20 protein-coding genes are annotated in these 23,241 nt (G+C 62.6%); 16 read left to right on the forward strand and 4 right to left on the reverse strand.

The annotated features are described in order from the left end of the window. The first annotated feature begins 153 nt into the window (after nt 1–153). Nucleotides 154–1,503 carry a nucleotide sugar dehydrogenase gene (locus ASC86_RS12585; protein WP_056321307.1) on the forward strand — a complete coding sequence of 450 codons (1,350 nt, stop codon included), beginning with the start codon at nt 154–156 and terminating at the stop codon, nt 1,501–1,503. Here ASC86_RS12585 and ASC86_RS12590 read toward each other — a convergent pair. Next, nucleotides 1,493–2,662: a DUF3095 domain-containing protein gene (locus tag ASC86_RS12590; RefSeq protein ID WP_056321313.1), complete on the reverse strand. Its 1,170-nt coding sequence runs from the start codon at nt 2,660–2,662 to the stop codon at nt 1,493–1,495. The genes ASC86_RS12585 and ASC86_RS12590 overlap by 11 nt on opposite strands. A 144-nt stretch (nt 2,663–2,806) precedes the next feature. On the opposite strand from ASC86_RS12590, the gene ASC86_RS12595 reads away from it, so the two are divergent. Then, nucleotides 2,807–3,286 (forward strand): class I SAM-dependent methyltransferase, encoded by a 480-nt coding sequence (locus ASC86_RS12595; protein ID WP_056321314.1) that lies wholly within the window; start codon nt 2,807–2,809, stop codon nt 3,284–3,286. Here ASC86_RS12595 and ASC86_RS12600 read toward each other — a convergent pair whose 3' ends face one another. Both ASC86_RS12600 and ASC86_RS12605 read right to left on the reverse strand, forming a co-directional pair. Next, complete coding sequence (locus tag ASC86_RS12600) at nt 3,287–4,153, reverse strand: FkbM family methyltransferase (protein WP_056321317.1); 867 nt, start codon at nt 4,151–4,153, stop codon at nt 3,287–3,289. It lies immediately after the preceding gene. A 61-nt stretch (nt 4,154–4,214) separates the two neighbouring features. Continuing rightward, entirely contained in the window at nt 4,215–5,903 is a 1,689-nt protein-coding gene (locus ASC86_RS12605; protein ID WP_244477613.1) for a chemotaxis protein, read from the reverse strand. 406 nt (nt 5,904–6,309) lie between these two features. Here ASC86_RS12605 and ASC86_RS25810 point away from each other — a divergent pair, with 406 nt between their 5' ends. The 9 genes from ASC86_RS25810 (at nt 6,310) to ASC86_RS12645 (ending at nt 15,741) form a co-directional block, all read left to right on the forward strand. After that, nucleotides 6,310–6,639, forward strand: coding sequence for a hypothetical protein (locus ASC86_RS25810; RefSeq protein ID WP_156387035.1), 330 nt, complete (start codon nt 6,310–6,312; stop codon nt 6,637–6,639). Continuing rightward, on the forward strand, nt 6,636–7,004 hold the full coding sequence (locus ASC86_RS12610; protein ID WP_056321325.1) for a response regulator: 369 nt from the start codon (nt 6,636–6,638) through the stop codon (nt 7,002–7,004). Before ASC86_RS25810 ends, ASC86_RS12610 begins: the two co-directional genes overlap by 4 nt. Then, entirely contained in the window at nt 7,001–9,031 is a 2,031-nt protein-coding gene (locus tag ASC86_RS12615; RefSeq protein ID WP_056321328.1) for a chemotaxis protein CheA, read from the forward strand. The genes ASC86_RS12610 and ASC86_RS12615 overlap by 4 nt, the downstream gene beginning before the upstream one ends. Nucleotides 9,032–9,069: 38 nt before the next feature. Then, entirely contained in the window at nt 9,070–9,531 is a 462-nt protein-coding gene (locus ASC86_RS12620; protein WP_156387062.1) for a chemotaxis protein CheW, read from the forward strand. A 42-nt stretch (nt 9,532–9,573) separates the two neighbouring features. Continuing rightward, on the forward strand, nt 9,574–11,262 hold the full coding sequence (locus tag ASC86_RS12625) for a methyl-accepting chemotaxis protein (RefSeq protein ID WP_056321335.1): 1,689 nt from the start codon (nt 9,574–9,576) through the stop codon (nt 11,260–11,262). Between the two features lie 205 nt (nt 11,263–11,467). Next, on the forward strand, nt 11,468–13,267 hold the full coding sequence (locus ASC86_RS12630; RefSeq protein ID WP_056321338.1) for a methyl-accepting chemotaxis protein: 1,800 nt from the start codon (nt 11,468–11,470) through the stop codon (nt 13,265–13,267). 3 nt (nt 13,268–13,270) lie between these two features. Beyond that, nucleotides 13,271–13,753 carry a chemotaxis protein CheW gene (locus tag ASC86_RS12635; RefSeq protein WP_056321341.1) on the forward strand — a complete coding sequence of 161 codons (483 nt, stop codon included), beginning with the start codon at nt 13,271–13,273 and terminating at the stop codon, nt 13,751–13,753. 9 nt (nt 13,754–13,762) lie between these two features. Then, complete coding sequence (locus ASC86_RS12640; protein WP_056321345.1) at nt 13,763–14,620, forward strand: protein-glutamate O-methyltransferase CheR; 858 nt, start codon at nt 13,763–13,765, stop codon at nt 14,618–14,620. A 32-nt stretch (nt 14,621–14,652) separates the two neighbouring features. After that, a complete protein-coding gene (locus ASC86_RS12645; protein WP_056321347.1) occupies nt 14,653–15,741 on the forward strand; it encodes a chemotaxis response regulator protein-glutamate methylesterase in 1,089 nt (362 codons plus the stop codon). On the opposite strand, the gene ASC86_RS12650 is transcribed toward ASC86_RS12645, so the two are convergent. Then, nucleotides 15,738–16,901, reverse strand: coding sequence for a dihydrodipicolinate synthase family protein (locus ASC86_RS12650; protein ID WP_056321350.1), 1,164 nt, complete (start codon nt 16,899–16,901; stop codon nt 15,738–15,740). The two genes, ASC86_RS12645 and ASC86_RS12650, sit on opposite strands and share 4 nt — an antisense overlap. 332 nt (nt 16,902–17,233) lie before the next feature. On the opposite strand from ASC86_RS12650, the gene ASC86_RS12655 reads away from it, so the two are divergent. Genes ASC86_RS12655 through ASC86_RS12675 form a run of 5 tightly spaced genes read left to right on the forward strand, consistent with a single transcriptional unit; the run spans nt 17,234 to nt 23,180 of the window. Continuing rightward, nucleotides 17,234–18,283 carry a LacI family DNA-binding transcriptional regulator gene (locus tag ASC86_RS12655; RefSeq protein WP_056321353.1) on the forward strand — a complete coding sequence of 350 codons (1,050 nt, stop codon included), beginning with the start codon at nt 17,234–17,236 and terminating at the stop codon, nt 18,281–18,283. Beyond that, a complete protein-coding gene (locus ASC86_RS12660) occupies nt 18,280–19,281 on the forward strand; it encodes a Gfo/Idh/MocA family oxidoreductase (RefSeq protein ID WP_056321356.1) in 1,002 nt (333 codons plus the stop codon). Before ASC86_RS12655 ends, ASC86_RS12660 begins: the two co-directional genes overlap by 4 nt. Before the next feature lie 5 nt (nt 19,282–19,286). Next, entirely contained in the window at nt 19,287–20,900 is a 1,614-nt protein-coding gene (locus ASC86_RS12665) for an acyl CoA:acetate/3-ketoacid CoA transferase (RefSeq protein ID WP_056321359.1), read from the forward strand. Next, nucleotides 20,893–21,672 (forward strand): enoyl-CoA hydratase/isomerase family protein, encoded by a 780-nt coding sequence (locus tag ASC86_RS12670; protein ID WP_056321363.1) that lies wholly within the window; start codon nt 20,893–20,895, stop codon nt 21,670–21,672. The genes ASC86_RS12665 and ASC86_RS12670 overlap by 8 nt, the downstream gene beginning before the upstream one ends. Continuing rightward, complete coding sequence (locus ASC86_RS12675) at nt 21,672–23,180, forward strand: aldehyde dehydrogenase family protein (protein ID WP_056321366.1); 1,509 nt, start codon at nt 21,672–21,674, stop codon at nt 23,178–23,180. Before ASC86_RS12670 ends, ASC86_RS12675 begins: the two co-directional genes overlap by 1 nt. Nucleotides 23,181–23,241 lie beyond the last annotated feature (61 nt).

A 23,241-nucleotide genomic window follows, 5' to 3' on the forward strand; every position in this document is an offset into this window, starting at 1 on the left:
GTATGGTAATTTTACCGGATATCGACCGGGGCGCCGTAAGCCCCTGAATTGCCTTGTCTTGACACCCGGTCAATTTATCCTCAACTGACGACCGTCGAAGTCCGCCTCCTGTCTGGGGGCGCCAAGCCGAGATGAGCCCCTGTGAGCACCCCCTTGAATACCCCCGAGACCAGCCCGATTTTCCAGAGCCTTCATGACGGCATTATCGGGCGATCAGCCCATGTCGGCGTCATCGGCCTCGGCTATGTTGGCCTGCCGCTGGCCATGACCGTGGCGCGCGCCGGCTTTCCGGTCACCGGCTTCGATATCGACCCGCAGAAGATGGTGGCGATCGAGGCCGGCCGCTCCTATATCGAGGCGGTTTCGGACGAGGTGCTGACCGCAGAGACGCGGGCCGGGCGCTTCCGGGCGACCGACGATTTCGGCGGTCTCGGGGCTTGCGACGTCATCGTCATCTGCGTGCCGACGCCGCTCACCCGCCATCGCGATCCCGATCTGTCCTTCATCGTCAAGACATCCAAGGCGATCGCCGCCACGCTTCGGCCGGGGCAGTTGATCGTGCTCGAATCGACTACCTATCCCGGCACGACCGACGAGGTGGTCCGGCCGATCCTCGAAAAGACCGGCCTTGTTTCCGGTCGCGATTTCTATCTCGGCTTTTCGCCGGAGCGCGAGGACCCCGGTAACCGCGACTTCAAGACATCAAGCATTCCGAAGGTGGTGGCCGGCGACGGGCCGGCGGCTTCCACTGTGGCGACCGCCTTTTACGCGGCCGCCGTCGACAAGGTGGTGCCGGTCTCCTCGACCGCGACGGCCGAGGCGGTGAAGCTGACGGAGAACATTTTTCGCGCGGTCAATATCGCTTTGGTCAACGAGTTGAAGGTCGTCTACGAGGCGATGGGCATCGATATCTGGGAAGTGATCGACGCGGCCAAGACCAAGCCTTTCGGCTACATGCCGTTTTATCCGGGGCCGGGGCTCGGTGGGCACTGCATCCCGATCGATCCCTTCTACCTCACGTGGAAATCGCGGGAATACGAGCTGCCGACCCGCTTCATCGAACTGGCCGGCGAGATCAATTCGGCGATGCCGCGCCATGTGATCGGCCGTCTGGCCGAGGCGCTGGACCGGCAGCTCGGCAAGGCGCTCAGCCGCTCGAAGGTGCTGGTCGTCGGCCTCGCCTACAAGAAGAACGTGCCGGATATCCGCGAAAGCCCGTCGCTGAAGCTGATCGAGTTGATCGAGGAACGCGGCGGCGCGGCCTCGTATCATGATCCCTTCGTGCCGGAAATTCCGAAGACGCGCGAATATCTGGCGCTAAAGGGCCGCAAGTCGGTGCCGCTCGATGCTGCGAACGTCGGCGCCTTCGATGCGGTGCTGATCGCGACCGATCACGACGATATCGATTATGCCGGTCTGGCCGAATGGGCGCCGCTGATCGTCGATACCCGCAACGCCTTCCAGCGCCGCGGTATCGTCAAGGACACGATCGTCAAGGCGTAACAGCGGCGGAAAGGCCTTTCTTCAGCCGGCTTGCAGCCACAGCATAACCGCCGGCTGCACCGTCGATGAAGTGCATGTGGTCGTTGCTCAGCGGCGTCGGCACGAGGCAGGTCATCAGCGCGGTGTCCTGCCGATGCAAACCGTAGCGGCAGATGCCGGCATCGGCGGCCTGCTGCAACCGCGCCTCGATGCGCGCGCGGCGGGCCGGGTCGATATCGACCGTCATCTTAAGGCCGTCGTCGAACTTGCGGAAATCGGAATTGCGGCCGACGTCGCGGCGATATTGGGCGGGGTCGAAGCTGCCGAGCTTGCGCCTCATGCGGAAGGCCGTGATCAGCAGCGTATACTGGGCGATGATGAAGAGCTTTTGCCACAACCGTCGCCCTTTCGGCGCCTGCGCGCGAGCTTCTGCGTCAAGGCCGGCATGGGAGAGGCCGAGTTCGGGGCCGCTTTCGCCAATTGGATGGCCCTCGCGCTCCTCGCCGCCGACCAATGCGACGATATCCTGCACGAGCGCGGTGAAGTTTTCGGTCGTCGCGGCTGCGCCGGGCAGGGCGATGATCGAGACGATTTCGCCGTGGCGGGACTGGATCGGGTTCCAGCGGCAGGAGAGGCCGGTGAGATCCGGCCGCACGCCGGCCGGGGCGGAGGGCACGCTGTAGAGGCCTTCCTTCATCCGCGCTTCCGCCCAGCTTGCGCCGCCGCCGGAAAACATGGCGTAGGAGGCGCCGGGGCTGACCTGGAAGCGTGCCACCCGCACGTCGAGCCCTGCGTGATGGACATCGGCGACGGGCACCAGGGCGGCGCGCAATGTCAGGTCAAGCTCCTCCCGCACCCAGACCTGGACGGCGGCCAGCGCCCCCTCGGCAAGACCGGCATTGCCCGGCGGGATCGCCACCAGTGCGCCATCGCCGCCGAAGACGAAGGGCAGATCGTGCTGGCCGACGGCATTGAGTATCGCGGAGATGACGCTCGCGCCGGCCATGTTCACCGCTTTGTAGCGGCCGCTTTCGATCGCGCCTGTAGAATCGACGATATCGGCGGTGGCAAGCGTCCAGTCTTCCGGCAGCGCATGGTAGTTGGCCGTATCGGCCACGCCTTCGAAATCGGTGAAGACGGGAAGCGAGCGGAAGAACGTGTCGGTGGACGGCTGGGTCATGGGAACAGGCTAGCGTATCGGCGGGGAAACAGGAATCGCTTTTGCGTGATGTGGTCGCGCTTATTGTATTGGGCGCAAGCGGCTCGACCCGCAACCGCGATGCGTGTTAAGCGATCGACATTGCAGCAACCGGAATGAGTGCGAATGAGCCGTCTCGATAGTTTCATCCGTCGCCTGAGCGCGCAGCGCGACGTCCTCAACCACATCAGCGAAGAGGTCAGGGGGAAGGACGGCGTCATCCTCGAAATCGGGCTCGGCAACGGTCGCACCTTCGATCACCTGCGCTCGCTGTTTCCCGGCCATCGCATCGTCGCTTTCGACCGGGCAATCGGTTCCCATTCGTCGTCCACGCCGCCTGCCGAAAACCTCGTCATCGGCGAAATCCGCGAGACGGCGCAGCCCTATGTCGGGGCCAATGCCGCGCTCGTCCATGCCGATATCGGCACCGGCTATGACGACAAGGATGCAATCACGCTGACATGGCTGCCGCAGCTTGCCGCTGGTGCGCTCGCCACGGGCGGCATCGCGGCCTCCGGCCTGCCGCTGGAGCATCCCGATCTCGAAGCCCTGCCGCTGCCGGCGACAGTCGATGCGGGCCGTTATTTCCTTTATCGCAAGCGCTGATCAGGCAAACAGGAACAGGTCGAACTGTTCCTCGCCAACCGGGATATCGCTGACCTTCATCGGCGTCTGCTCGTCCTCACGGAAGACGATGCAATCCTCGTAGTGGCGGGCAAGCTCCGCCACGAAGGCCACCGTGCCCTCGCGGCCGTAGAAGGTCGGCGAAAACTCCATGTAGAGCGGCACCCGCCGGGCCATCAGCGCCTGCATCGAGCGGCAGGCGACGGGCTCGTAGCCTTCGATATCCATCCAGACGAGGCCGACCGCACCCTCGCTGAAACCGGCCTCGCGTAGGATCGTGCCGACCGGGCGCACCGGCACCTTGATCTCGCGGTCGCTGGCGCTCTGGCGGATGGCGCTGCTCTTGCCGAAATTGGCCTGGTGCTGGAAGAAGGCGATCTCGCCTTCGGTTTCGCCGGCGGCGCAATTGACGGCCGATATCTGCGATGAAAGCCCGTTCTGGGCGATGTTGGTTTCCAAGAGTTCGAAATTGCGCGGATCGGGCTCGACGCTGACGATGTGCCGGAACGCCTTGGCCAGCGCGAAATAGATTGTCTGGGTGCCGATATTGCCGCCGAGTTCGAGCAGCACCTTGTCGTCACCGAGCAATGATTTCTCTTTCAAAATCGTCAGCAGCCGGTCGACGTGGTCGCGCTCGAAATGACCCTTGCGATAGATTTTCCGGCCGACATAGTCGTGCGGCGAAAAAGTCATGACGTGGTCGCCGCAATCGGCGGTCATTGTGATGACGCGGGGGCTGATCGAGGCGACCAGCATCTCGCGGCCGATGCGGGTGTTGAGCAGGCGCCGGGCGGTGCGGTTGCGCCACTTGCGCAGCGTCTTGCGCAACAGCTCGGTCGTCTTCGTCATGCGTCAGGCTCGTGTTTCGATGCGGATATCGCCTTTGAGCACGATCGCGCGCGAAACGCCATCAGAACAAAGCGTCGGCGAAGAGATCGTCATCGTCCTGCGCGGCCGGGGCCGGGGTGGCGGCGGGAGCTTCAAAGCCCTCCAGCGGCGGGATGACGGCGTGGTGGACGTTGCGTTCCTGCACCATCGTATAGGTCTTGAAGACCCGCTGGGAGAGCGGCGCCAGCACGGCTTCCAGCCCTTCCGACGAGGCGATATCGGCGCCGGCGATTGTCAAGAGTTCGTCGGAGGAGGCCGAGAGGATTTCGCCGAGATCATGCTGGAAATCGAGCTTGGCGATCATCAGGCTGATCTGGGTCGCGACTTCGCGGCCATGTTCGGAAAGCGTCGCCAGTTCGTCTTCCATGGCGTTTGCCGTGGTGCGGATGTTGGAGACGGCACCGTTCAGGCGCTCTTCAAGGCCCCTGGAGCCGGAGTTTGCGGTGGCGTTCATGGCTTCCGCCGCCTTGTCCAACTGGGTCAGACCGGTGACGATCGCATCGGCCGATTCATCGAGCTTGCCTGCAAAAAGGCGCAACTCGCCGGTGACGACGTTGATGGAGCGGCCTGCCTCACCCAACCGGCTGCAGCGCAGGTTGGTGTTCAGCGCCATGTAGTGGATGTCCATCTTGATGCTGCGGATGTTGTCGATGCCTTCGAGCAGGCGAGAGGCGGTCGCAGCGGTCGACTGGCTGACGGCATCGGCCTTGAGGCTCGCCGCTTCCACCTGGGCGACGATGCCGAGCGCCTTGGTGACGCTTTCCTCCAGCGCCCGCATGAAATTGTCGTCGCCGCCATTGCCCTGCATCTGGGCGCGCAGGTTGAGGATTTCCTGGGTGTCTCCACCGAAGCTCGCAATCGTCTGGACGACGTTGCGGCTGTCGCGCTGGAAATCCTCGACCATCTCGACCATCTGGGCGGCGCAGAGATGATGGATGATGTTGGTCAGCCGTTCGCGGTCATGGCGGGAAAGCGCGCGAGCCTCTTCGCCGGCAAGGCAGGTGTCGAGCATCGACAGCGTTGCCTGCACATGCTCGATGCGCTGGCGGGTGATATCGCCGATCTGCAGGGCCGATAGCGTGGTCGCGACCTTCGACTGGATGCCGCGGGCGAGAACGCCGACCTCGCGGGCGATGACGCCGAGCTTGGCGCGATGCTCGGTGATGGTGCGGGCATCGGTTTCGAGCGCGCGCACCACGTCCGGCACGGTCTGGGCATATTGCTTGGAAATGGTGGCGCCGAAGCTGCGGGCGACGGTCAGGTCTTTTTCAAGGGCGATGAGCTGTTCGGCAAAGCCCTTGACCTCCGATGTGCCGGAGCGGATGCGGTCGAGGATTTCCTCGGCAAAACCCGCAAATTCCGGCAGGCCGGCGCCGGTGATCTTCACCGTCACGGCGAAGGTCTGCAGGTAGCGCATGGTCTCCTGCATGTCGTCGACATGATTGCGCATGCCGGAGCCGGCGATCGCCAGGGCTTCGAGGTTCGTCTGTCGCAGGCTTTCGATCTCGGGCAGTTCGGAAAGGTTCTTCACCGTGGCGAGCAGGCCGGCCATCGTGTCGTTGGCCGAGCCGGTTTCGAGCGCGCGGCTGATATTATCGAGCGAGGCAAGCAGCCGGTTCAGCACCTCCATGACCGAAAGCAGCACGTTCCCGCCTTCGAGAAAACGTTGCTCGACCTTGCTGCGCGCGGCCTCCAGTCGGTCGCCGATCAGGCTTGCGCTGTCGTGGTCATAGTGGCGCGCAAGGGCTGCATTCTGTGTCACGGGAACCTCGACTATCCAAATATTGTTGCGCCAATCGATAGTTGAAGGATGCAAACGACCGGTAAATCCGGGACTCGTCTGCGTTGCATGCCGCTTCGAGAGGCGGGTGCGACCATGGCTGGTGCGTTTGCCATGTTCGGATTCGCGGAAAAGGCGAAATTTCAGATTAAATAACTGAAAAAGCGACGCTATTTTTCAAATCGAAAAATTGTCTACAAAATGTTTCGGGTAAAAATTCATAGTGAACAGACTCGCAATAAGTGCACTCAAATGCAACCAGCATTTACGGCATGTTAAGGCTGCCGTGAGATTCCAGAATAAAGTGCAATAGTATTCTTCGTTCTGCGAGGCGTGAATGAGCGAAAATAGCATCCTTAATTTTTCCATAAATTTGCCGAGCAAGCTGAATATTAAGAATATATCGGAAGTTCATAATATAATTTCGACAAATATTTCTTCTAGAAAGAGTCTAACTATACACATACCTGACGATTCAGATGTCGATCTCAGTTTCGTTCAACTGATCGAATCCGCGCGGATCCGCGCCAAATCCTCAGGCGTTGGTTTCAACCTGGCAGAGGCGGCCAATGCCCGTCTGCGCGATGTCCTCGATCGCAGCGGTTTTGCCGCGGCGTTCTCGGAAGAGGACGAAAAATTCTGGTTTCATGGAAAGGCAAGACAATGAGTGGACGGATTTTGACGGTCGATGACAGCGCGAGCATTCGGCTGACGACCAAGGTGACCCTGACGAATGCCGGCTACGAGATCACCGAGGCGGTGAACGGTGCCGAAGGTCTGGAGAAGGCAAAGGCCGGAGAGTTCGACCTGATCGTCACCGATCTGAACATGCCGGTCATGGACGGCCTGACGATGATCGAGGAACTGCGCAAGCTGCCGGCCCATATGGGCGTGCCGATCATCTTCCTGACGACGGAATCGGATGCGGACCTGAAGGCGCGCGCCAAGGCGGCCGGCGCCACCGGCTGGCTCACAAAACCCTTCGATCCGGAAAACCTGGTCAAGATCGTCAAGAAGGTTCTCGGAAAATGAGTATGCCCGATCCCGTAGCAGTCTTTCGTATCGAGGCGGCCGAACTGCTGGAGCAGATCGAAACCGGCCTTCTCGACCTTACCCATCGGTTGAACGACAAGGACCAGATCGACGCGGTGTTCCGCGGACTGCATACGCTCAAGGGATCGGGAGCCATGTTCGGCTTCGACGCGCTCGCGGCCTTCACCCACCATTGCGAAACCGCCTTCGACCGGGTGCGCAAGGGGGAGAAGCCGGCCACCAGCGAACTCGTCGCCGCCGTCCTTGCCGCGCAGGACCATATGCGCGCATTGATCGAAAATCCGACCGATGACCATGGCGAAATCGGCGAGCGGCTTCTGGCGCAGCTGCGCCTTGCCGTGGAAGGTGATGCGCCGGCGCCGGTTGCGGCGAGCGCCGCTCCGGTAGAGACTGCGGCGGTTGCCGATGACCTCCACACCTTCCGCATCCGTTTCAGCCTGCCACTCAATTCCATGGTCAACGGCACCAATCCGCTTGGCCTGCTCGACGAGCTGCGCGATCTCGGCGAATGCCATGTCGTTGCCGATACTTCGGCCATTCCCTCCCTCGACGTTCTGGTGCCGACCGAGCTTTACGTCTCCTGGGACGTGACGCTCACCACCGACCAGCCGCGCTCGGCGATCGACGATGTCTTCATCTTCGTTCTCGACGATATGACGCTGAACGTGGAAACGATTGCCGCGGAAGCACCTGTCGTGAAAGCCGTTGCAGCGCCTGCGGTGGTCGCCGTTCCCGAGCCGGTTGTCCAGCCGGTGCCGGCACCTGTTGCGGCTGCTGCGCCACGTCCGCAGCCGGTTCCCGAGCCCGCCGGTGAAAAACAGCAAGCCAAGGCGGCCGAGAATGTGCGCGTTCCGGCCGAACGTCTCGACGAACTGATGGACCGCGTCGGCGAACTGGTCATCGCCCAATCACGCCTGCGGCAGCTCGCCAGCACCAGCATGGATATCCAGCTGCGCTCGGTCTCCGAAGAAATCGAACGCCTCTCCGGTGAGTTGCGCGATACGATGATGGTGTTGCGCATGGTGCCGGTCGGCAGCCTGTTCGGCCGCTTCCGCCGCCTCGTGCACGATCTTGCCCGCGAAACCGGCAAGATCATCGAGCTGGAAACCGAAGGCGAAACCACCGAGGTCGACAAGACCGTGATCGAGCGTCTGGCCGATCCGCTCGTCCATCTCGTCCGCAACTCCATCGATCACGGGCTTGAAACGCCGGAAGAGCGGCGCGCGGCCGGCAAGGAAGAGGCGGGCAAGGTTCTGCTTTCCGCCCGTCAGGCCGGCGGCGAGGTGATCATCACCATCAAGGACGACGGCCGCGGCATCAACCGCGAGCGGGTCCGCGCCAAGGCGGAATCCTCGGGGCTGATGCAGCCGGGACAGCAGATTTCCGATCAGGACCTGTTGCAGATGATCTTCCAGCCGGGTTTCTCGACGGCGGCACAGGTCACCAATCTTTCCGGCCGCGGCGTCGGCATGGATGTGGTCAAGAAGACGGTCGAGGCGCTGCGCGGCGCCATCGACATCACCAGCAAGCCGGGGCAGGGCTCGGAAGTGGCTCTGCGCATTCCGCTGACGCTTGCCATCATCGATGGCCTGCTCGTCCGGGTGGGCGAGGGGCGCTACGTCATCCCGCTGTCGGCGGTCGAGGAGTGCCTCGAACTGTCGCTGGAAGAGGATCTTCGTTCACGCGGCCGCAGCTTCATTTCGCTGCGCGACAGCCTCGTGCCGTTCCTCAGGCTGCGCGACCTGTTCCGCACCGGCACCAAGCCGGACACGCATCAGAAAGTGGTGGTCATCTCCACCGGCACGGAACGGGTCGGCATGGTCGTCGACCAGATCATCGGCGATCACCAGACGGTCATCAAGTCGATGTCCAAGCTGCATCATGACGTCGCGACCTTCTCCGGCGCGACCATTCTCGGGGACGGCAGCGTCGCCCTTATTCTCGATGTCGCCCATCTGGTGGCGGCGGGCCAGCAACAGGAGGCGCATCTGCGTGCCGCGGGATGAGTGACAGGCTTCAGACAAATATTCGGCAACTGGCCGACATGCACTGGAACGACAATGGTGAACTCGAAGTCCTGACCTTCGACCTCCATGGCGAGACATTCGCGATCGAGGCGATCATGGTGCAGGAAATCCTCGATCTCCTGCCCGAGACGGCCGTTCCCGGCGCGATGGCCTTCGTCGGAAGCGTCATCAATTTCCGCGGCAAGGTGATCCCGCTTGCGGACATAAGGCTGGCCTTCGGCATGGAGGCCGGCGCATCGACGATCGATAGCCGTATCGTCGTCATCGAAATCGAATTGCAGGGCGAGCTGACCCTCGTCGGCATTCGCACGGACAAGGTGAATGAAGTCACCACCCTTTCAAGGGACATGAGCGAGCCGCCGCCGAGCGTCGGCATGAAATGGCGGCCTGACTACATCAACTGCCTCGTCAAGCGGGGCGGTCAATTCATCATCCTCCCGAACCTCGAAGCCATCTTCTCCTTCCGGAAAGAGGCTTAAGGACTCGTCGTGGGTTCGGGGTAGCGAAAAGGAATTTCGATTATGCGATTTACGATCAAGCTAAAGCTGGCGATAGCCTTCGGCTTCGTCATCGTGTTGCTGCTCGGCACCGCCGGTTACGGCATCCTCAGCCTCGGCACGCTCAACACCAATCTCGAACAGGTTTTGCAAGGCCCGGCCGCGCGGTTGAAGCTCGCCCAACAGATCAATATCGAGCAGTTGCAGGCCATCCGCCAGCAGAAGAACCTGCTGGTCGCCACCAATGAAAAGGAAGCCGAAAGCGCCCGCGCCAAGGGCGATGCCGCCCGCAAGGCCTTCGATGGCCTGCTTGCGGACGCCGAAGCCAAGGCGACCGAACAGGGCAAGCCGCGCTGGGCCAAGATGCGGGCGCTCGCCGTCCAGTCGGATGAGGCCGAACAGCAGATTCGCAACTTCCTCGCCGCCGGCAATGCGCCGGCCGCCCAGAACATCTCCGTGACGACAGCCCGTGCGGCTGCAACCGAAATGGACACGATCCTCGGCGAAATCGTCAAGCTCGAGGAAGGCCGCCTGCAGGACGCCGGCACCGCTGCGGTGGAACTCTATGACACGACCCGCATGATGATGATGGCCGCTGCGGCTCTCGCCGTGCTGATCGCGATCGTCGCCGCCGTCTGGATCTCGCTCACCATCGCCCGCGGCCTGCGCCGCGCCACCACCGCCGTTGCCGATGTTGCCGAGGGCGACCTCACGAAGATGGCCGAAATCACCAATCACGACGAAATCGGCGTGCTGCTCGGTAATGTCAATGTGATGATCGAGCGCCTGCGTGGTGTCGTCGGTGACGCGCTTTCAGCTTCGGACAACGTGTCTGCCGGCAGCCAGGAACTCTCGGCAAGCTCCGAGCAGGTCTCCCAGGGGGCGACCGAACAGGCGGCATCCGCCGAAGAAGCTTCGGCTTCGATGGAAGAGATGGCGGCCAATATCAAGCAGAACGCCGACAATGCCGCCCAGACGGAGAAGATCGCCCGCCAGTCCGCCAAGGATGCCGAGACGAGCGGCGAGGCAGTCTCCCGCGCGGTTACCGCCATGCGGACCATCGCGGAAAAGATCTCGATCGTGCAGGAAATCGCCCGCCAGACCGACCTTCTCGCCTTGAACGCTGCCGTGGAAGCCGCCCGTGCCGGCGAGCATGGCAAGGGCTTTGCGGTCGTGGCTTCCGAAGTCCGCAAGCTTGCCGAACGCTCCCAGTCGGCGGCTGCTGAAATCGGCCAGATGTCCGGCGATACCGTCAAGGCTGCGGCCGAAGCCGGTGAGATGCTGAACCGTCTGGTGCCGGACATCCGCAAGACCGCGGAACTGGTGACGGAAATCTCCGCCGCCTGCCGCGAACAGGATATCGGCGCCAGCCAGATCAATGAAGCGATCCAGCAGCTCGACAAGGTGACGCAGCAGAACGCCAGCGCCTCCGAGCAGATGTCGGCGACCTCGGAGGAACTGGCCGCCCAGGCGGAAGAACTGCAGGCTTCCATCGCCTTCTTCAAGGTCGATGGCGCGGCCTCGGTCAAGAAGCTGGCGCCCGCCGCCAAGCCGGCAGCCAAGCCTGCCGTCGCCAAGGCGCCGGCCAAGCGTCCTGCGTTCCCGGCCGGCAACTCGGTCGCAGCCCAGCAGGCCCGCGCCAAGGGTTTTGCACTGGACCTCTCGATGGGCGGTCCCGATGCTGAGGACAACCATTTCCGGGAAAGCGCCTGACGGCCTTTTCCCTCCAGCTATCCGGCGGCCCGGCAGGGGCCGTCGGGGTCCGCGTGTGTAGGCGCGGCCGCGAGAACGATCCGAAAATACCGGTTCTGTGGGCGTGAATCAGTCACCGCCCCGCTTGGCTGGCTCGGACATTGAAAAAGACGGGGCTCCGCAAAAGCCTCTCAACGTTCGACCTCCTCTGAAGGACTGTGACACGATGCGCATGACGATCAAACTGAAGCTGGGAATAGTGTTCGCGATCATTATTCTCCTCACCGGCGGCATGGCCGGCCTCTCCATCTACAATCTCGCCTCCCTCAACACGGCCATCACGCGCATGGTGAACGAGCCGGTCGCCGACATGAAGGAACTTGCGGACCTCACGGCGGAATTCAACGGCACGATCCGCGCCGAAAAGAACTCGATCCTCAACACCAATCCCGCCGAGATCGGCGAATTCGTGAAGTCGCTCAACGAGCGTCAAGCCAAACTGGACGGGATGATCACCACGCTTTCGAATTCGACGGACCCGCAGGTCGCGGCCAAGGTGGCCGAGTTCCGCACCCTCTTCGAACAATACGTGCCGCTGCAGAAGCGCATGAGCGAGCTGGCGATCCAGAACACGCCGGAATCCAACACGCTCGCCGCGAAGATTTCCATGGGCGAAGGCCGCGAGGTCATGAACAAGGCGCTGAAGGTCATCGACGAGATCAACCTGCTGGTGACCGGCAACGTCAAGGAAACCGATGCGGCGACCGATGAGCAATACGTCCAGTCGCGCCTGCTGCTGATCACGGCGACGGTGGCCCTGACCCTGTTCTCGATCGCTGCCGCCGCCTGGATTTCGATCAACATTTCCCGCGCGCTGCGCCGCGCCGTCGATCTGGCCGACGCCGTCAGCATCGGCGACCTCAACTATGAGATCGCCCACAAAAGCAACGACGAGATCAAGGATCTGGTCGACTCTATGCAGCGCATGACCTCCAATCTGCGCAACACAGCAAGCCTTGCCGACAAGATCGCCGATGGCGACCTGACGGTCGAGCCGACGCCGCTGTCTGAGAAGGACACGCTGGGTCTTGCCCTGCAGCGCATGGTCGAGCGCCTGCGCGGCGTCGTCGGGGACGCGCTTTCGGCAGCAGATAATGTTTCCGCCGGCAGCCAGGAACTCTCGGCAAGCTCCGAGCAGATTTCGCAAGGCGCGACCGAGCAGGCCGCGTCCGCCGAAGAAGCCTCGGCTTCGATGGAAGAGATGGCGGCCAACATCAAGCAGAATGCCGACAACGCCGCCCAGACGGAGAAGATCGCCCGCCAGTCGTCCAAGGACGCGGAAGCCAGCGGCGAAGCCGTCTCCCGCGCGGTCAGCGCCATGCGCACCATCGCCGAGAAGATTTCCATCGTGCAGGAAATCGCCCGCCAGACCGACCTTCTCGCTCTGAATGCCGCAGTTGAGGCCGCCCGTGCCGGTGAGCATGGCAAGGGCTTTGCCGTCGTCGCTTCGGAAGTGCGCAAGCTGGCCGAGCGGTCGCAATCGGCCGCTGCCGAAATCGGCCAGATGTCCGGCGATACCGTCAAGGCTGCGGCGGAAGCCGGCGAGATGCTGAACCGTCTGGTGCCGGACATCCGCAAGACCGCGGAACTCGTCTCGGAAATCTCCGCCGCCTGCCGCGAGCAGGATATCGGCGCAAGCCAGATCAATGAAGCGATCCAGCAACTCGATAAGGTGACCCAGCAGAATGCCGGCGCCTCCGAGCAGATGTCGGCAACGTCTGAAGAGCTTGCTGCTCAGGCCGAAGAACTGCAGACCTCGATCGCCTTCTTCAAGGTCGATGGTGCCGGCGTGAAGGTTGCCGGCGGTATCCGCAAGCCGGCGAAGGCTGCAGCCAAGACACCCGTTCGCAAAGTCACGGCGAGCAACAGCGTCTCGGCCCAGCAGGCTCGGGTCAAGGGCTTCGCACTCGATCTCTCCATGGGCGGCCCGGATGCAGAGGACGCCGATTTCAGGGAAAGCGCTTGAACCATGGCAACAGCATCTCTCGAATCCCAATACGTGACGTTCAGCTTGGGCGAGGAAGTCTTCGCCGTTCCCGTCGAGGTGGTCCGGGAGATCCTCGACTATGAGGAAGCCTTCAAGATCCCAAACGGTCCCGACTATCTGCTCGGCCTGCGCGATGTGCGCGGGCAGGGGGTGCCGACGATCGATCTGAGGCTGAAGCTCGGCCTTTCCAAGACCGTGCCGACCTCGCACACGCGGGTTCTGGTGCTGGATGTCCCCCTGGAAAACCGCATGCTGTGCCTCGGCATGGTGGCGGACCGGGTTTTTGAAGTGACGCCGTTCCGCAAGGACCAGGTGGAGGCGGCCCCCGATATCGGGGTCCGCTGGCGCTCCGGCTATATTGCCGGCGTCGTGCGCCGCGAGGGCGGGTTTGTCGTGATCATCGATCTCGCAAGCCTCCTGTCGCGGGAGGAAACCGCTCTTCTCACCCTTCCGGGTGCTGCCTGAGGATCACAGATGAGTAGTGCTGCGCTGCGTCCGATGCAGGCGGTCGACGACCGCATCAGCAAGCGGAACTTCGACCGGCTCGCCCGGTACATCTACGACTACAGCGGCATCAAGATGCCGCAGAGCAAGCTGACGATGCTCGAAGGCCGGCTTCGCCGCCGCCTTCGGGCAACCGGCATCGCCAGCTTCGACGATTACTGCGACTACCTGTTCAACGAGGACGGCATCGAGCATGAGGCCGTCTATCTCATCGATGCCGTCACCACCAACAAGACGGATTTCTTCCGCGAATCCAGGCACTTCGACTATATGGCCGAAAGCGCCCTGCCGGCTCTCGCCAAGCGGGGATACCGCAACCTGCGCATCTGGAGTTCCGCCTGCTCGACCGGGGCCGAGCCCTACACGATCGCCATGGTGATGCAGGACTTCGTCGAGCGCCGCAACGATCTCGACTATTCGATCCTGGCGACGGACCTCAGTACCGATGTGCTGCAGACCGCGCATCAGGGCATCTATCCGGCCGATCTCGTCGCACCCGTGCCGTCGGAGATGATGCGGAAATATGTGATGCGGTCGGTCCGGCCGGGCAACAGCGAGGTGCGGATTTCGCCGAAGCTGCGCTCGCGCATCGGTTTCGCCCGCATGAACCTGATGGACGCCAAATATCCGGTCGGCGATCCCATGCACATCATCTTCTGCCGCAACGTGCTGATCTATTTCGACAAGCCGACGCAGGCGGCGGTGCTGTCGCGGCTGACGGATTGCCTGATACCGGGCGGCTACATGTTCATCGGCCACTCAGAATCGATCACCGGCATCGACCTGCCGTTGGAACAGGTGTCCAATACGGTTTTTCAGAAGACATAATTTAAACGGCGTTGCTGAAAGGCAGATCGAAAATGGGAAAGAAGATCCGGGTGCTGATCGTCGACGACAGCGCCAGCGTCCGCCAGACGCTGACGGCCGTGCTGAGCCAGGACCCCGATATCGAGGTGATGGGGGCGGCTTCCGATCCCTTCATGGCGGCAAAGCGCATTCAGGAAGATATTCCCGATGTCATCACGCTAGATGTCGAGATGCCGCGCATGGACGGCATCACCTTCCTGCGCAAGCTGATGGCGCAGCATCCGATCCCGGTCGTCATGTGTTCGTCCTTGACGGAAACCGGCTCTGAAACCCTGCTGCAGGCGCTGGAGGCGGGTGCCGTCGACATCATTCTGAAGCCGAAGATCGGGGCTGCCGATCATCTGGCCGAAAGCGGCATGCGCATTCGCGAAGTGGTGAAAAGTGCCGCCCATGCGCGGATTTCCGGTGTGCGCCGGCCGACGCGGTCTGCGGCCGCATCCGGCCCGGCCAGCAAGCTGACGGCCGATGCCATGCTACCGCCGCCAACCGGGCGGGCGATGGCGAAGACGACGGAAATGGTCGTCTGCGTCGGTGCTTCGACCGGTGGGACGGAAGCCCTGCGCGAAATGCTGGAGGCGCTGCCGGCAAATGCGCCGGGCATGGTCATCGTCCAGCACATGCCGGAAAAATTCACCGCCGCCTTTGCCAAGCGGCTGAACGGGCTCTGCGAAGTCGAGGTCAAGGAAGCCGAGGACGGCGATCCGGTGCTGCGCGGCCACGTGCTGATCGCCCCCGGCGACAAGCATATGCTCTTGGAGCGGCAGGGCGCGCGCTATCATGTCTCGGTGAAAACCGGACCGCTGGTGTCCCGTCACCGGCCTTCGGTGGACGTGCTGTTCCGCTCGGCGGCGCGGGCGGCCGGGGCCAATGCCATGGGCGTGATCATGACCGGCATGGGCGACGACGGCGCCCGCGGCATGGAGGAAATGAAGCGGGCAGGGGCCTTCAATATCGCCCAAGACGAGGCGACCTCTGTCGTCTTCGGCATGCCCAAGGAAGCGATCGCCCATGGCGGCGTCGACAAGGTCGTGCCGCTGGAGCAGATCGCCCGCGAAATTCTCATGGCGCAGGCGAAGTTTTAGAACCCCTGAACCGTCATGAAAGCCTTCATGCGCTCGACGGCCAGCTCCGGGCGGTCGAGCACATTGGCCTTGTCGGCAAGCCGGAAGATATCGGCATAATGCACCACCCCGCGCGCCGACTGCATGCCGGCCGGCATGGTGAAATGCTTCTGGTGGCCGTTCAGCCAGGCGAGGAAGACGACGCCCGCCTTGTAATACTGCGTCGGCGCCTCGAAGATTTTTCGCGACAGCGGCACGGTCGGCTCGATGACCGAGCGGAAGGTGGAGACATCACCTTCGGCCAGCGCTGCCAGCGCCTTTGAAGCCGAGGGGGCGACGGCATCGAAGATGCCGAGCAGGGCGTGGCTATACTTCCTGCCGTCGCCTTCGATCAGTTCCGCATAGTTGAAATCATCGCCGGTGAAGCAGAGCACGTCCTCCGGCAGGCGATTGCGCAGCGCCACTTCATAGGCATTGTCGAGCAGTGAAATCTTGATGCCTTCGACCTTGCCCCTGTTTTCCTCGATGATGGAGAGTACGGTTTCCAGTGTCGTCTCGAAATTCTCCGAACCCCAATAGCCCTTGAGCTGTGGGTCGAACATATCGCCGAGCCAGTGGAGCACCACCTTGTCCTTGGTCTGGCTGAGGATATGGCCGTAGACCTTACGATAATCGTCCGGCGAGCGGGCGATGCGGGCAAGCGCCCGGCTTGCCATCATGATCGACCGGCCGCCTTGCTTCTCGACGAAGCCGACCTGTGTCTCATAGGCCTTGATCACGTCGTCGAGCGAGCGGGTGTCTTCCGGTGCAAGGTGATCGGTGCCCGCGCCGCAGGCGAGATCGGCACCCTCGACGGTGCGCGCTTCCGCCAGCGAGCGGCGGATCAACTCCTGCGCACCTGTCCAATCCAGCCCCATGCCGCGCTGGGAGGTGTCCATGGCTTCGGCGATCTTGAAGCCGAGCGACCAGAGATGGTGGCGGAAGGCGAGTGTCGTGTCCCAGTCGATGGCCGGGCTGCCCCAAGGCTGAAGGTCCCGTAATGGATCGGAAACCACGTGCGCGGCGGCATAGGCGATACGGCTGAAGCGCGGCACGGCGGCGGGGCGGTCAATCGGCGTTCCGCTGAGGCGATAGGTTTCGACGGTGCCATCGGCGCGGGGCAGCAGCAGGGCTTGCGACATGGAGTTCCTCCTCGGGTTTGATGGTCGAATAATTTAGATCGTTCCAAATTTCAAGTGTAGTTTTGGCGAAGAGGGGCTTGACGAGAAGCGAATGACTGTCCTCACAGCCATCCCCAAGTGAAATTTAGAAACCGCAAATACGTCGCAATACTTGAAAAAATATTTATAAATTAATTGCTTAAAACATTTTACCTATGGGCTTTTATCTCCCTTTCATTGGAAGTCCGAACCAAGACGTATTTTTCCGACGCTTTCGCTTGACAAAATTGGAACGTTCCAATTATCTTGTGATCCAGTCGAGGGGCCGGAGAGCCCTTGTGGGAGGAAATGTCTTGGTGAAAGAGCGGGTCACGGTCATCGATATTGCGCGCGCCGCCGGCGTGTCGAAGTCGACCGTCTCGCTCGTGCTGCAGGCCAGCCCGCTCGTTAACGAGACGACACGGGCCAAGGTCAACGCCGTTATCCGCGAGCTTGGCTATGTCTATAATCGTGGTGCTGCCAATCTGCGCCAGTCCAATGCCAAGTCGAAGATCATCGGCGTCGTCGTCAACGATCTCACCAACAGCTTCTTCGCCGAGCTTGCCGTCGGTATCGACATGGTCGTGCAATCGGCCGGTTACGTTCAGTTCCTTGCCAATACCGGCGAAAGCCTCGATCGCCAGCGCGAGGTCATCGCCTCGATGCGCGAGCATGGCATTTCCGGCCTGATTCTTTCCCCGGCGCGCGGCACGGATGCCGCCGACCTGAAGCCGCTGGTCGCCAGCGGCGTTCCGGTGGTGAACGTCGTGCGCCAGATCGTGGGCGCGAAGGTTTCGTCGCTGATTTCGGACAATCATGCCGGCGCCCATGCGGCGGTCACCCATCTGGCCGGGCTCGGCCATCGCCGCATCGCCTTCTTCGGCGGTTTTCCCGATACGGCCGTCTTCAGCGAGCGTCTGCGCGGCTATCGCGATGCGCTCGTCGATGCTGGACTTGAGGTGAGCGAGGAACTGGTCATCGGCTCCGCGCCGTCGCGGGCCGGTGGTGTCGATGCGGCCGAGCGGGCGCTGTCGCTGCCGGTCAGGCCGACGGCGGCACTCTGCTTCAACGATGCGGTCGCCTTCGGCGCCTGCGACGGTCTGCGGGCCAAGCGGCTGGAGCCGGGGGTGGATTTTGCCGTCGTCGGTTTCGACGATGTGATCGAGGCGAAGGCGGCGGTGCCGGCGTTGACGACGGTATCCGTCGATCCGCAGGGCATGGGCCGCCGCGCCGCGCAACTGCTTCTCAAACAGATCAATGCCGGCAAGGCGGATGCCGAGGCGATTATCGGGTCGGTGCGGCTCGTGATCCGCCAGAGCTGCGGCAGCGCGGCAGACAAGAGAGAAAGGCTGGCTCTGATATGACACGCTGGGGCTTGATCGGCGCGAGCACGATCGCGCATGAATGGGTGATCGATGCGATCCGCGCCGTGGGCGGCGAGATCGTTTCGGTGATGAGCACGAGCGCCGAGCGCGGCGCGACCTATGCCCGCGATCACGATATTCCGAAGTCGGTGACCTCGCTGATCGAGCTGGTCGGCGATCCCGATATCGATGCCGTCTATATCTCGACGACCAACGAACTGCATCGCGATCAGGCGATTGCCGCAGCCCAAGCGGGTAAGCACATCCTCTGCGAAAAGCCGCTGTCGATGTCGCTCGACGACGCCCATGCGATGGTGGAAGCGGCCCGCGCTGCCGGCGTCGTCATGGCGACCAATCACCATCTGCGCGGTGCCGCGACCCATCAGGCGATGAAGGCGGCGATTGCCGCCGGCCGCATTGGCAAGCCGCTTGCCGCCCGCATCTGCCATGCCGGTCTTTTGCCGGCGCATTTGCAGGGCTGGCGTCTCGACCGGCCGGAAGCCGGCGGCGGCGTTATCCTCGATATCACCGTGCATGACACGGATGCGCTGCGCTTCGTGCTTGGCGATGATCCGGTCGAGGCGGTTGCCTTCGGCCAGCATGGCGGCATGGCGCAAGCGGGGCTTGAGGATGCGGTCATGGGTGCGATGCGTTTCAAGTCCGGCCTGATTGCCCAGTTCCATGATGGCTTCACCACCAAATATGCCGTCACCAGCTTCGAGGTGCATGGCTCCGAAGGTTCGCTGTTCGGCCGTAACTGCATGATCCAGAAGCCCGGCGGCACCGTCACCCTTGTTAATGCCGAGGGCGAGCACCAGCTGCCGGTCGACCACCGCAACCTCTATCAAAATACGCTCACCGCCTTCGACGCCGCCATTGCCGGCAAGGGCAAGCCGCTCTGCACCGGCGAAGACGGCATCTGGTCGCTGGCGACCGGCCTTGCGGTCATCAAGGCTGTAGCATCGGGCACGAGCGCCAAGATCGAATCCGGACTGTGAGACCCATGAGCAAGCATATCACCTCGGCCGAAGCCGCCGCCCTGATCCCGGATGGAGCCGTCGTCACCGTCTCGTCGTCGAGCGGTCTCGGCTGCCCGGACCTGATGCTGAAGGCTATCGGCGAACGCTTCGACGCGACCGGTCATCCGCAGAACATCACGACGCTGCACCCGATCGCAGCCGGCGACATGAGCGGCATCAAGGGTGTCGATTACATCGCCAAGAAGGGTTTGCTCGCCCGCATCATCGGAGGCTCCTATCCCTCCGGCCCGTCCTCTTCCGAACCGCCCCTCATCTGGCAGATGATCGGCAATGACGAGATCCCGGCCTATAACGTGCCCTCGGGCATCCTGTTCGACATGCACCGCGAGGCGGCAGCCAAGCGGCCGGGCGTGCTGACCAAGGTCGGCCTCGAAACCTTCGTCGATCCCTCCCGCGAAGGCTGCGCCATGAACGGCAAGGCTGCGGCGCAATCGATCGTCAAGAAGATCGAGTTCGAAGGCGAGGAGTGGCTGTATTTCAAGTCGATCGTGCCCCAGGTGGCGATCATCCGCGCTACGACGGCGGACGAACGCGGCAATCTCACCTATGAGCACGAGGGCGCCTATCTTGGCGGCCTCGATCAGGCGCTCGCCGCTCGCAACAATGGCGGCATCATCATCGCGCAGGTGAAGCGCATTACTAAATCGGGATCGCTGAAACCCCATGATGTGCGCGTACCCGGCATGCTCGTCGATTATGTCGTCGTCGATCCCGATCAGAAGCAGACGACGCTGACGGATTACGATCCGGCCATATCAGGCGAAATCTTTCGGCCGCTCGAGACGTTCCGGGTGCCGGAATTCAATATCCAGAAGGTGATTGCCCGCCGCGTGGCACAGGAGCTTGAGGGTGGCAGCTGCGTCAATCTCGGCTTCGGCATCTCGGCCAATGTGCCGCGTATCCTGATGGAAGAGGGTTTGCATGGCTCCGTGACCTGGGTGATCGAGCAGGGGGCTGTCGGCGGTGTACCGCTTCTCGATTTCGCCTTCGGCTGCGCCTCGAATGCCGATGCCTATATGCCGTCGCCCTACCAGTTCACATATTTCCAGGGCGCGGGCTTCGATGCCTCGCTGCTCTCCTTCCTCGAAATCGGCCGCGATGGTTCGGTGAATGTCTCCAAGCTTTCATTCCGGCCGCATGTGACGGCGGGTGCGGGCGGCTTCGTCGATATCACGGCGCGAGCGAAGAAGATCGTCTTTTCCGGCATGTTCAATGCCGGCGCCAAGCTCTCGGTCGCAGACGGCAAGCTTGTCATCGACAAGGAAGGCAAGCTGAAGAAGCTGGTCGAAGCGGTCGAGCACGTCACCTTCTCCGGCCCGCGCGGTGTCGCGCAGGGGCAGGATATCACCTATGTCACCGAGCGCTGCGTGCTGAAGCTGACGCCGGAAGGCATCATGCTGACGGAGATCGCGCCGGGCGTCGATTTGCAAACACATATTCTCGACCAGTCGGAATTCCCGCTGATCGTTTCCGACAAGCTGAAGGTCATGGATGCGGCTTTGTTCGGCGAAGCGCCGATCGGTCTTACTCTGCCGGAAAAGCCCGCTCGCGTCGTATCGGGAGTGCATCATGGCTGATGAACGCATCCGCATCGATCGGGAAGGTCATGTCGCTGTTTTGACGGTGTCGCGGCCCGACAAGCTCAATGCGCTCGATATTGAGATGCTGAAGGGGCTGTCTGCCGCCTGCGACGAGATTGAAAGCGATGCCGATATCCGCGTGACAGTGCTGACGGGGGAAGGCAAGGCCTTTTCCGCCGGCGGCGATATCAAGGCCTGGGGGGCGATGAGCCCCAACGAATTCGGCCATGCCTGGGTGCGCTTCGGCCATCGCGTGTTCGAACGGTTGGCGACGCTGCGCATGCCGGTGATCGCGGCAATGAACGGTCATGCACTGGGCGGTGGGTTGGAACTGGCGGCTGTCGCCGATGTCCGCATAGCTGAAGCGCAGATCAAGATCGGCTTGCCGGAAACGAGCCTCGGTATGGTGCCGGGCTGGTCGGGCACGCAGCGGCTGGTGGCGCGGTTTGGCGCGCAGGCCGTACGGCGCATGGTGCTGGCGGGCGAGATGTTTACGGCTGAAGAGGCCCGTGCGCTCGGCATCGTCGATCATGTCGTCGAGACAGGTACGGCGCTCACGAAGGCCAAGGAAAAGGCCCAGAAGATCGCCGCCCGCGGGCCGGCGGCGCTGGAAATCTGCAAACTGATGATCGCGGTCGCCAATGGCGAGGACAACGGGGCTGCCGTCGAGGCGCTGGGCTCGATCCTCGCCGCCAAGACCGGCGACATGAAGGAAGGCGTCGCGGCCTTTGCCGCCAAGCGCCCGGCCGAATTCAAGGGAGAATGGTAATGACGGTTCTGGTGAAGCCCAAGGCGCTTGGCGATGTCGCGGTGCGCGACTTCCGCATGCTGATCGACGGCAAATGGGTAGCGGCCGAAACCGGCGAGACGCTGGAGCGCGTCGCCCCCGGTCACGGCGTCGTCGTTAGCCGCTATCCGGCCGCGAAAAAGGCCGATGCCGAGCGTGCCATTGCCGCCGCCCGCCGCGCTTTCGAGGATGGCCCGTGGCCGCGCATGACGGCTTCGGAGCGTTCGCATGTCTTGCTGAAAGCCGCCGATCTCATCGCCGCCCGTGCCGATGAACTGGCCTATCTCGATTGCATCGAATCCGGCAAGCCGATCAGCCAGGCCAAGGCCGAACTTGGCGGCGCGGCCGATATCTGGCGCTACGCAGCCGCCCTTGCCCGCGATCTGCACGGCGAAAGCTACAACACGCTCGGCGACGGCACCCTCGGCGTCGTGCTGCGCGAGGCGATCGGTGTCGTCTCGATCATCACCCCCTGGAATTTCCCGTTCCTGATCGTCAGCCAGAAGCTGCCGTTTGCGCTCGCTGCCGGCTGCACAACGGTCGTCAAGCCTTCGGAACTCACCTCCGGCTCGACGTTGCTGCTCGGCGAAATCCTCGAAGCCGCAGGTGTTCCGGCCGGCGTCGTCAACATCATCACCGGCACCGGGCCGGATGTCGGCGCGATCATGACCAGCCATGCCGAGGTCGACATGGTGTCCTTCACCGGCTCGACCGGCGTCGGCAAGCTCACCATGACCAATGCCGCGCAGACGCTCAAGAAGGTCTCGCTCGAACTCGGCGGCAAGAACCCGCAGATCGTCTTCCCCGACGCCAATATCGACGAGTTCATCGATGCCGCCGTCTTCGGCGCCTATTTCAACGCGGGCGAATGCTGCAATGCCGGCTCACGGCTGATTGTCCATCGCGATATCGTCGATGAGGTCGTCTCTCGTGTGGCCGCGCTTTCGGCCAAGGTGAAGGTCGGCGATCCGCTCGACCCGGAAACCAAGGTCGGCGCGATCATCACGCCGCAGCATCTGGAAAAGATCGTCGGCTTCGTCTCGGCGGCTTCCGGCAGTGGTGCCACGGTTGCCCATGGCGGATCGGCCATCGATCTCGGCATCGGCCAGTTCATGTCCCCGACCATCCTTTCGGCCGTGAGGCCGGACATGGCTGTCGCCCGCGAAGAGGTTTTTGGGCCGGTTCTCTCCGTTCTCTCCTTCGAGACCACGGACGAGGCGATCCGCATTGCCAACTCCATCGACTACGGCCTTTCGGCCGGCGTCTGGAGCCGGGATTTCGACACCTGCATGACCATCGGCCGCAAGGTGCGCGCCGGCACGGTCTGGATGAACACATTCATGGACGGCACGCCGGAGCTTCCCTTCGGCGGCTACCGCCAGTCTGGCCTCGGCCGCGAACTCGGCCGCCATGCGGTGGAGGATTATACAGAAACCAAGACCCTCAACATGCACATCGGCCAACGCACCGGCTGGTGGATGCCGCGCTAAGGGAGAGAGCCATGGCACGCTTGCGGAAAGGAGGGCGGCTGAACGAGACGGCGATGTCGCC

It is taken from the genome of Rhizobium sp. Root1212 (assembly GCF_001424985.1).
GTDB lineage: Bacteria > Pseudomonadota > Alphaproteobacteria > Rhizobiales > Rhizobiaceae > Pararhizobium.

Bases quoted from the DNA above. Each gene is read 5' to 3' on its own strand.
- ASC86_RS12590 (WP_056321313.1), bottom strand. From the start codon at position 2,662: ATGACCCAGCCGTCCACCGACACGTTCTTCCGCTCGCTTCCCGTCTTC.
- ASC86_RS12595 (WP_056321314.1), top strand. From the start codon at position 2,807: ATGAGCCGTCTCGATAGTTTCATCCGTCGCCTGAGCGCGCAGCGCGAC.
- ASC86_RS12600 (WP_056321317.1), bottom strand. From the start codon at position 4,153: ATGACGAAGACGACCGAGCTGTTGCGCAAGACGCTGCGCAAGTGGCGC.
- ASC86_RS25810 (WP_156387035.1), top strand. From the start codon at position 6,310: ATGAGCGAAAATAGCATCCTTAATTTTTCCATAAATTTGCCGAGCAAG.
- ASC86_RS12610 (WP_056321325.1), top strand. From the start codon at position 6,636: ATGAGTGGACGGATTTTGACGGTCGATGACAGCGCGAGCATTCGGCTG.
- ASC86_RS12615 (WP_056321328.1), top strand. From the start codon at position 7,001: ATGAGTATGCCCGATCCCGTAGCAGTCTTTCGTATCGAGGCGGCCGAA.
- ASC86_RS12620 (WP_156387062.1), top strand. From the start codon at position 9,070: ATGCACTGGAACGACAATGGTGAACTCGAAGTCCTGACCTTCGACCTC.
- ASC86_RS12625 (WP_056321335.1), top strand. From the start codon at position 9,574: ATGCGATTTACGATCAAGCTAAAGCTGGCGATAGCCTTCGGCTTCGTC.
- ASC86_RS12630 (WP_056321338.1), top strand. From the start codon at position 11,468: ATGCGCATGACGATCAAACTGAAGCTGGGAATAGTGTTCGCGATCATT.
- ASC86_RS12635 (WP_056321341.1), top strand. From the start codon at position 13,271: ATGGCAACAGCATCTCTCGAATCCCAATACGTGACGTTCAGCTTGGGC.
- ASC86_RS12640 (WP_056321345.1), top strand. From the start codon at position 13,763: ATGAGTAGTGCTGCGCTGCGTCCGATGCAGGCGGTCGACGACCGCATC.
- ASC86_RS12645 (WP_056321347.1), top strand. From the start codon at position 14,653: ATGGGAAAGAAGATCCGGGTGCTGATCGTCGACGACAGCGCCAGCGTC.
- ASC86_RS12650 (WP_056321350.1), bottom strand. From the start codon at position 16,901: ATGTCGCAAGCCCTGCTGCTGCCCCGCGCCGATGGCACCGTCGAAACC.
- ASC86_RS12660 (WP_056321356.1), top strand. From the start codon at position 18,280: ATGACACGCTGGGGCTTGATCGGCGCGAGCACGATCGCGCATGAATGG.
- ASC86_RS12665 (WP_056321359.1), top strand. From the start codon at position 19,287: ATGAGCAAGCATATCACCTCGGCCGAAGCCGCCGCCCTGATCCCGGAT.
- ASC86_RS12670 (WP_056321363.1), top strand. From the start codon at position 20,893: ATGGCTGATGAACGCATCCGCATCGATCGGGAAGGTCATGTCGCTGTT.
- ASC86_RS12675 (WP_056321366.1), top strand. From the start codon at position 21,672: ATGACGGTTCTGGTGAAGCCCAAGGCGCTTGGCGATGTCGCGGTGCGC.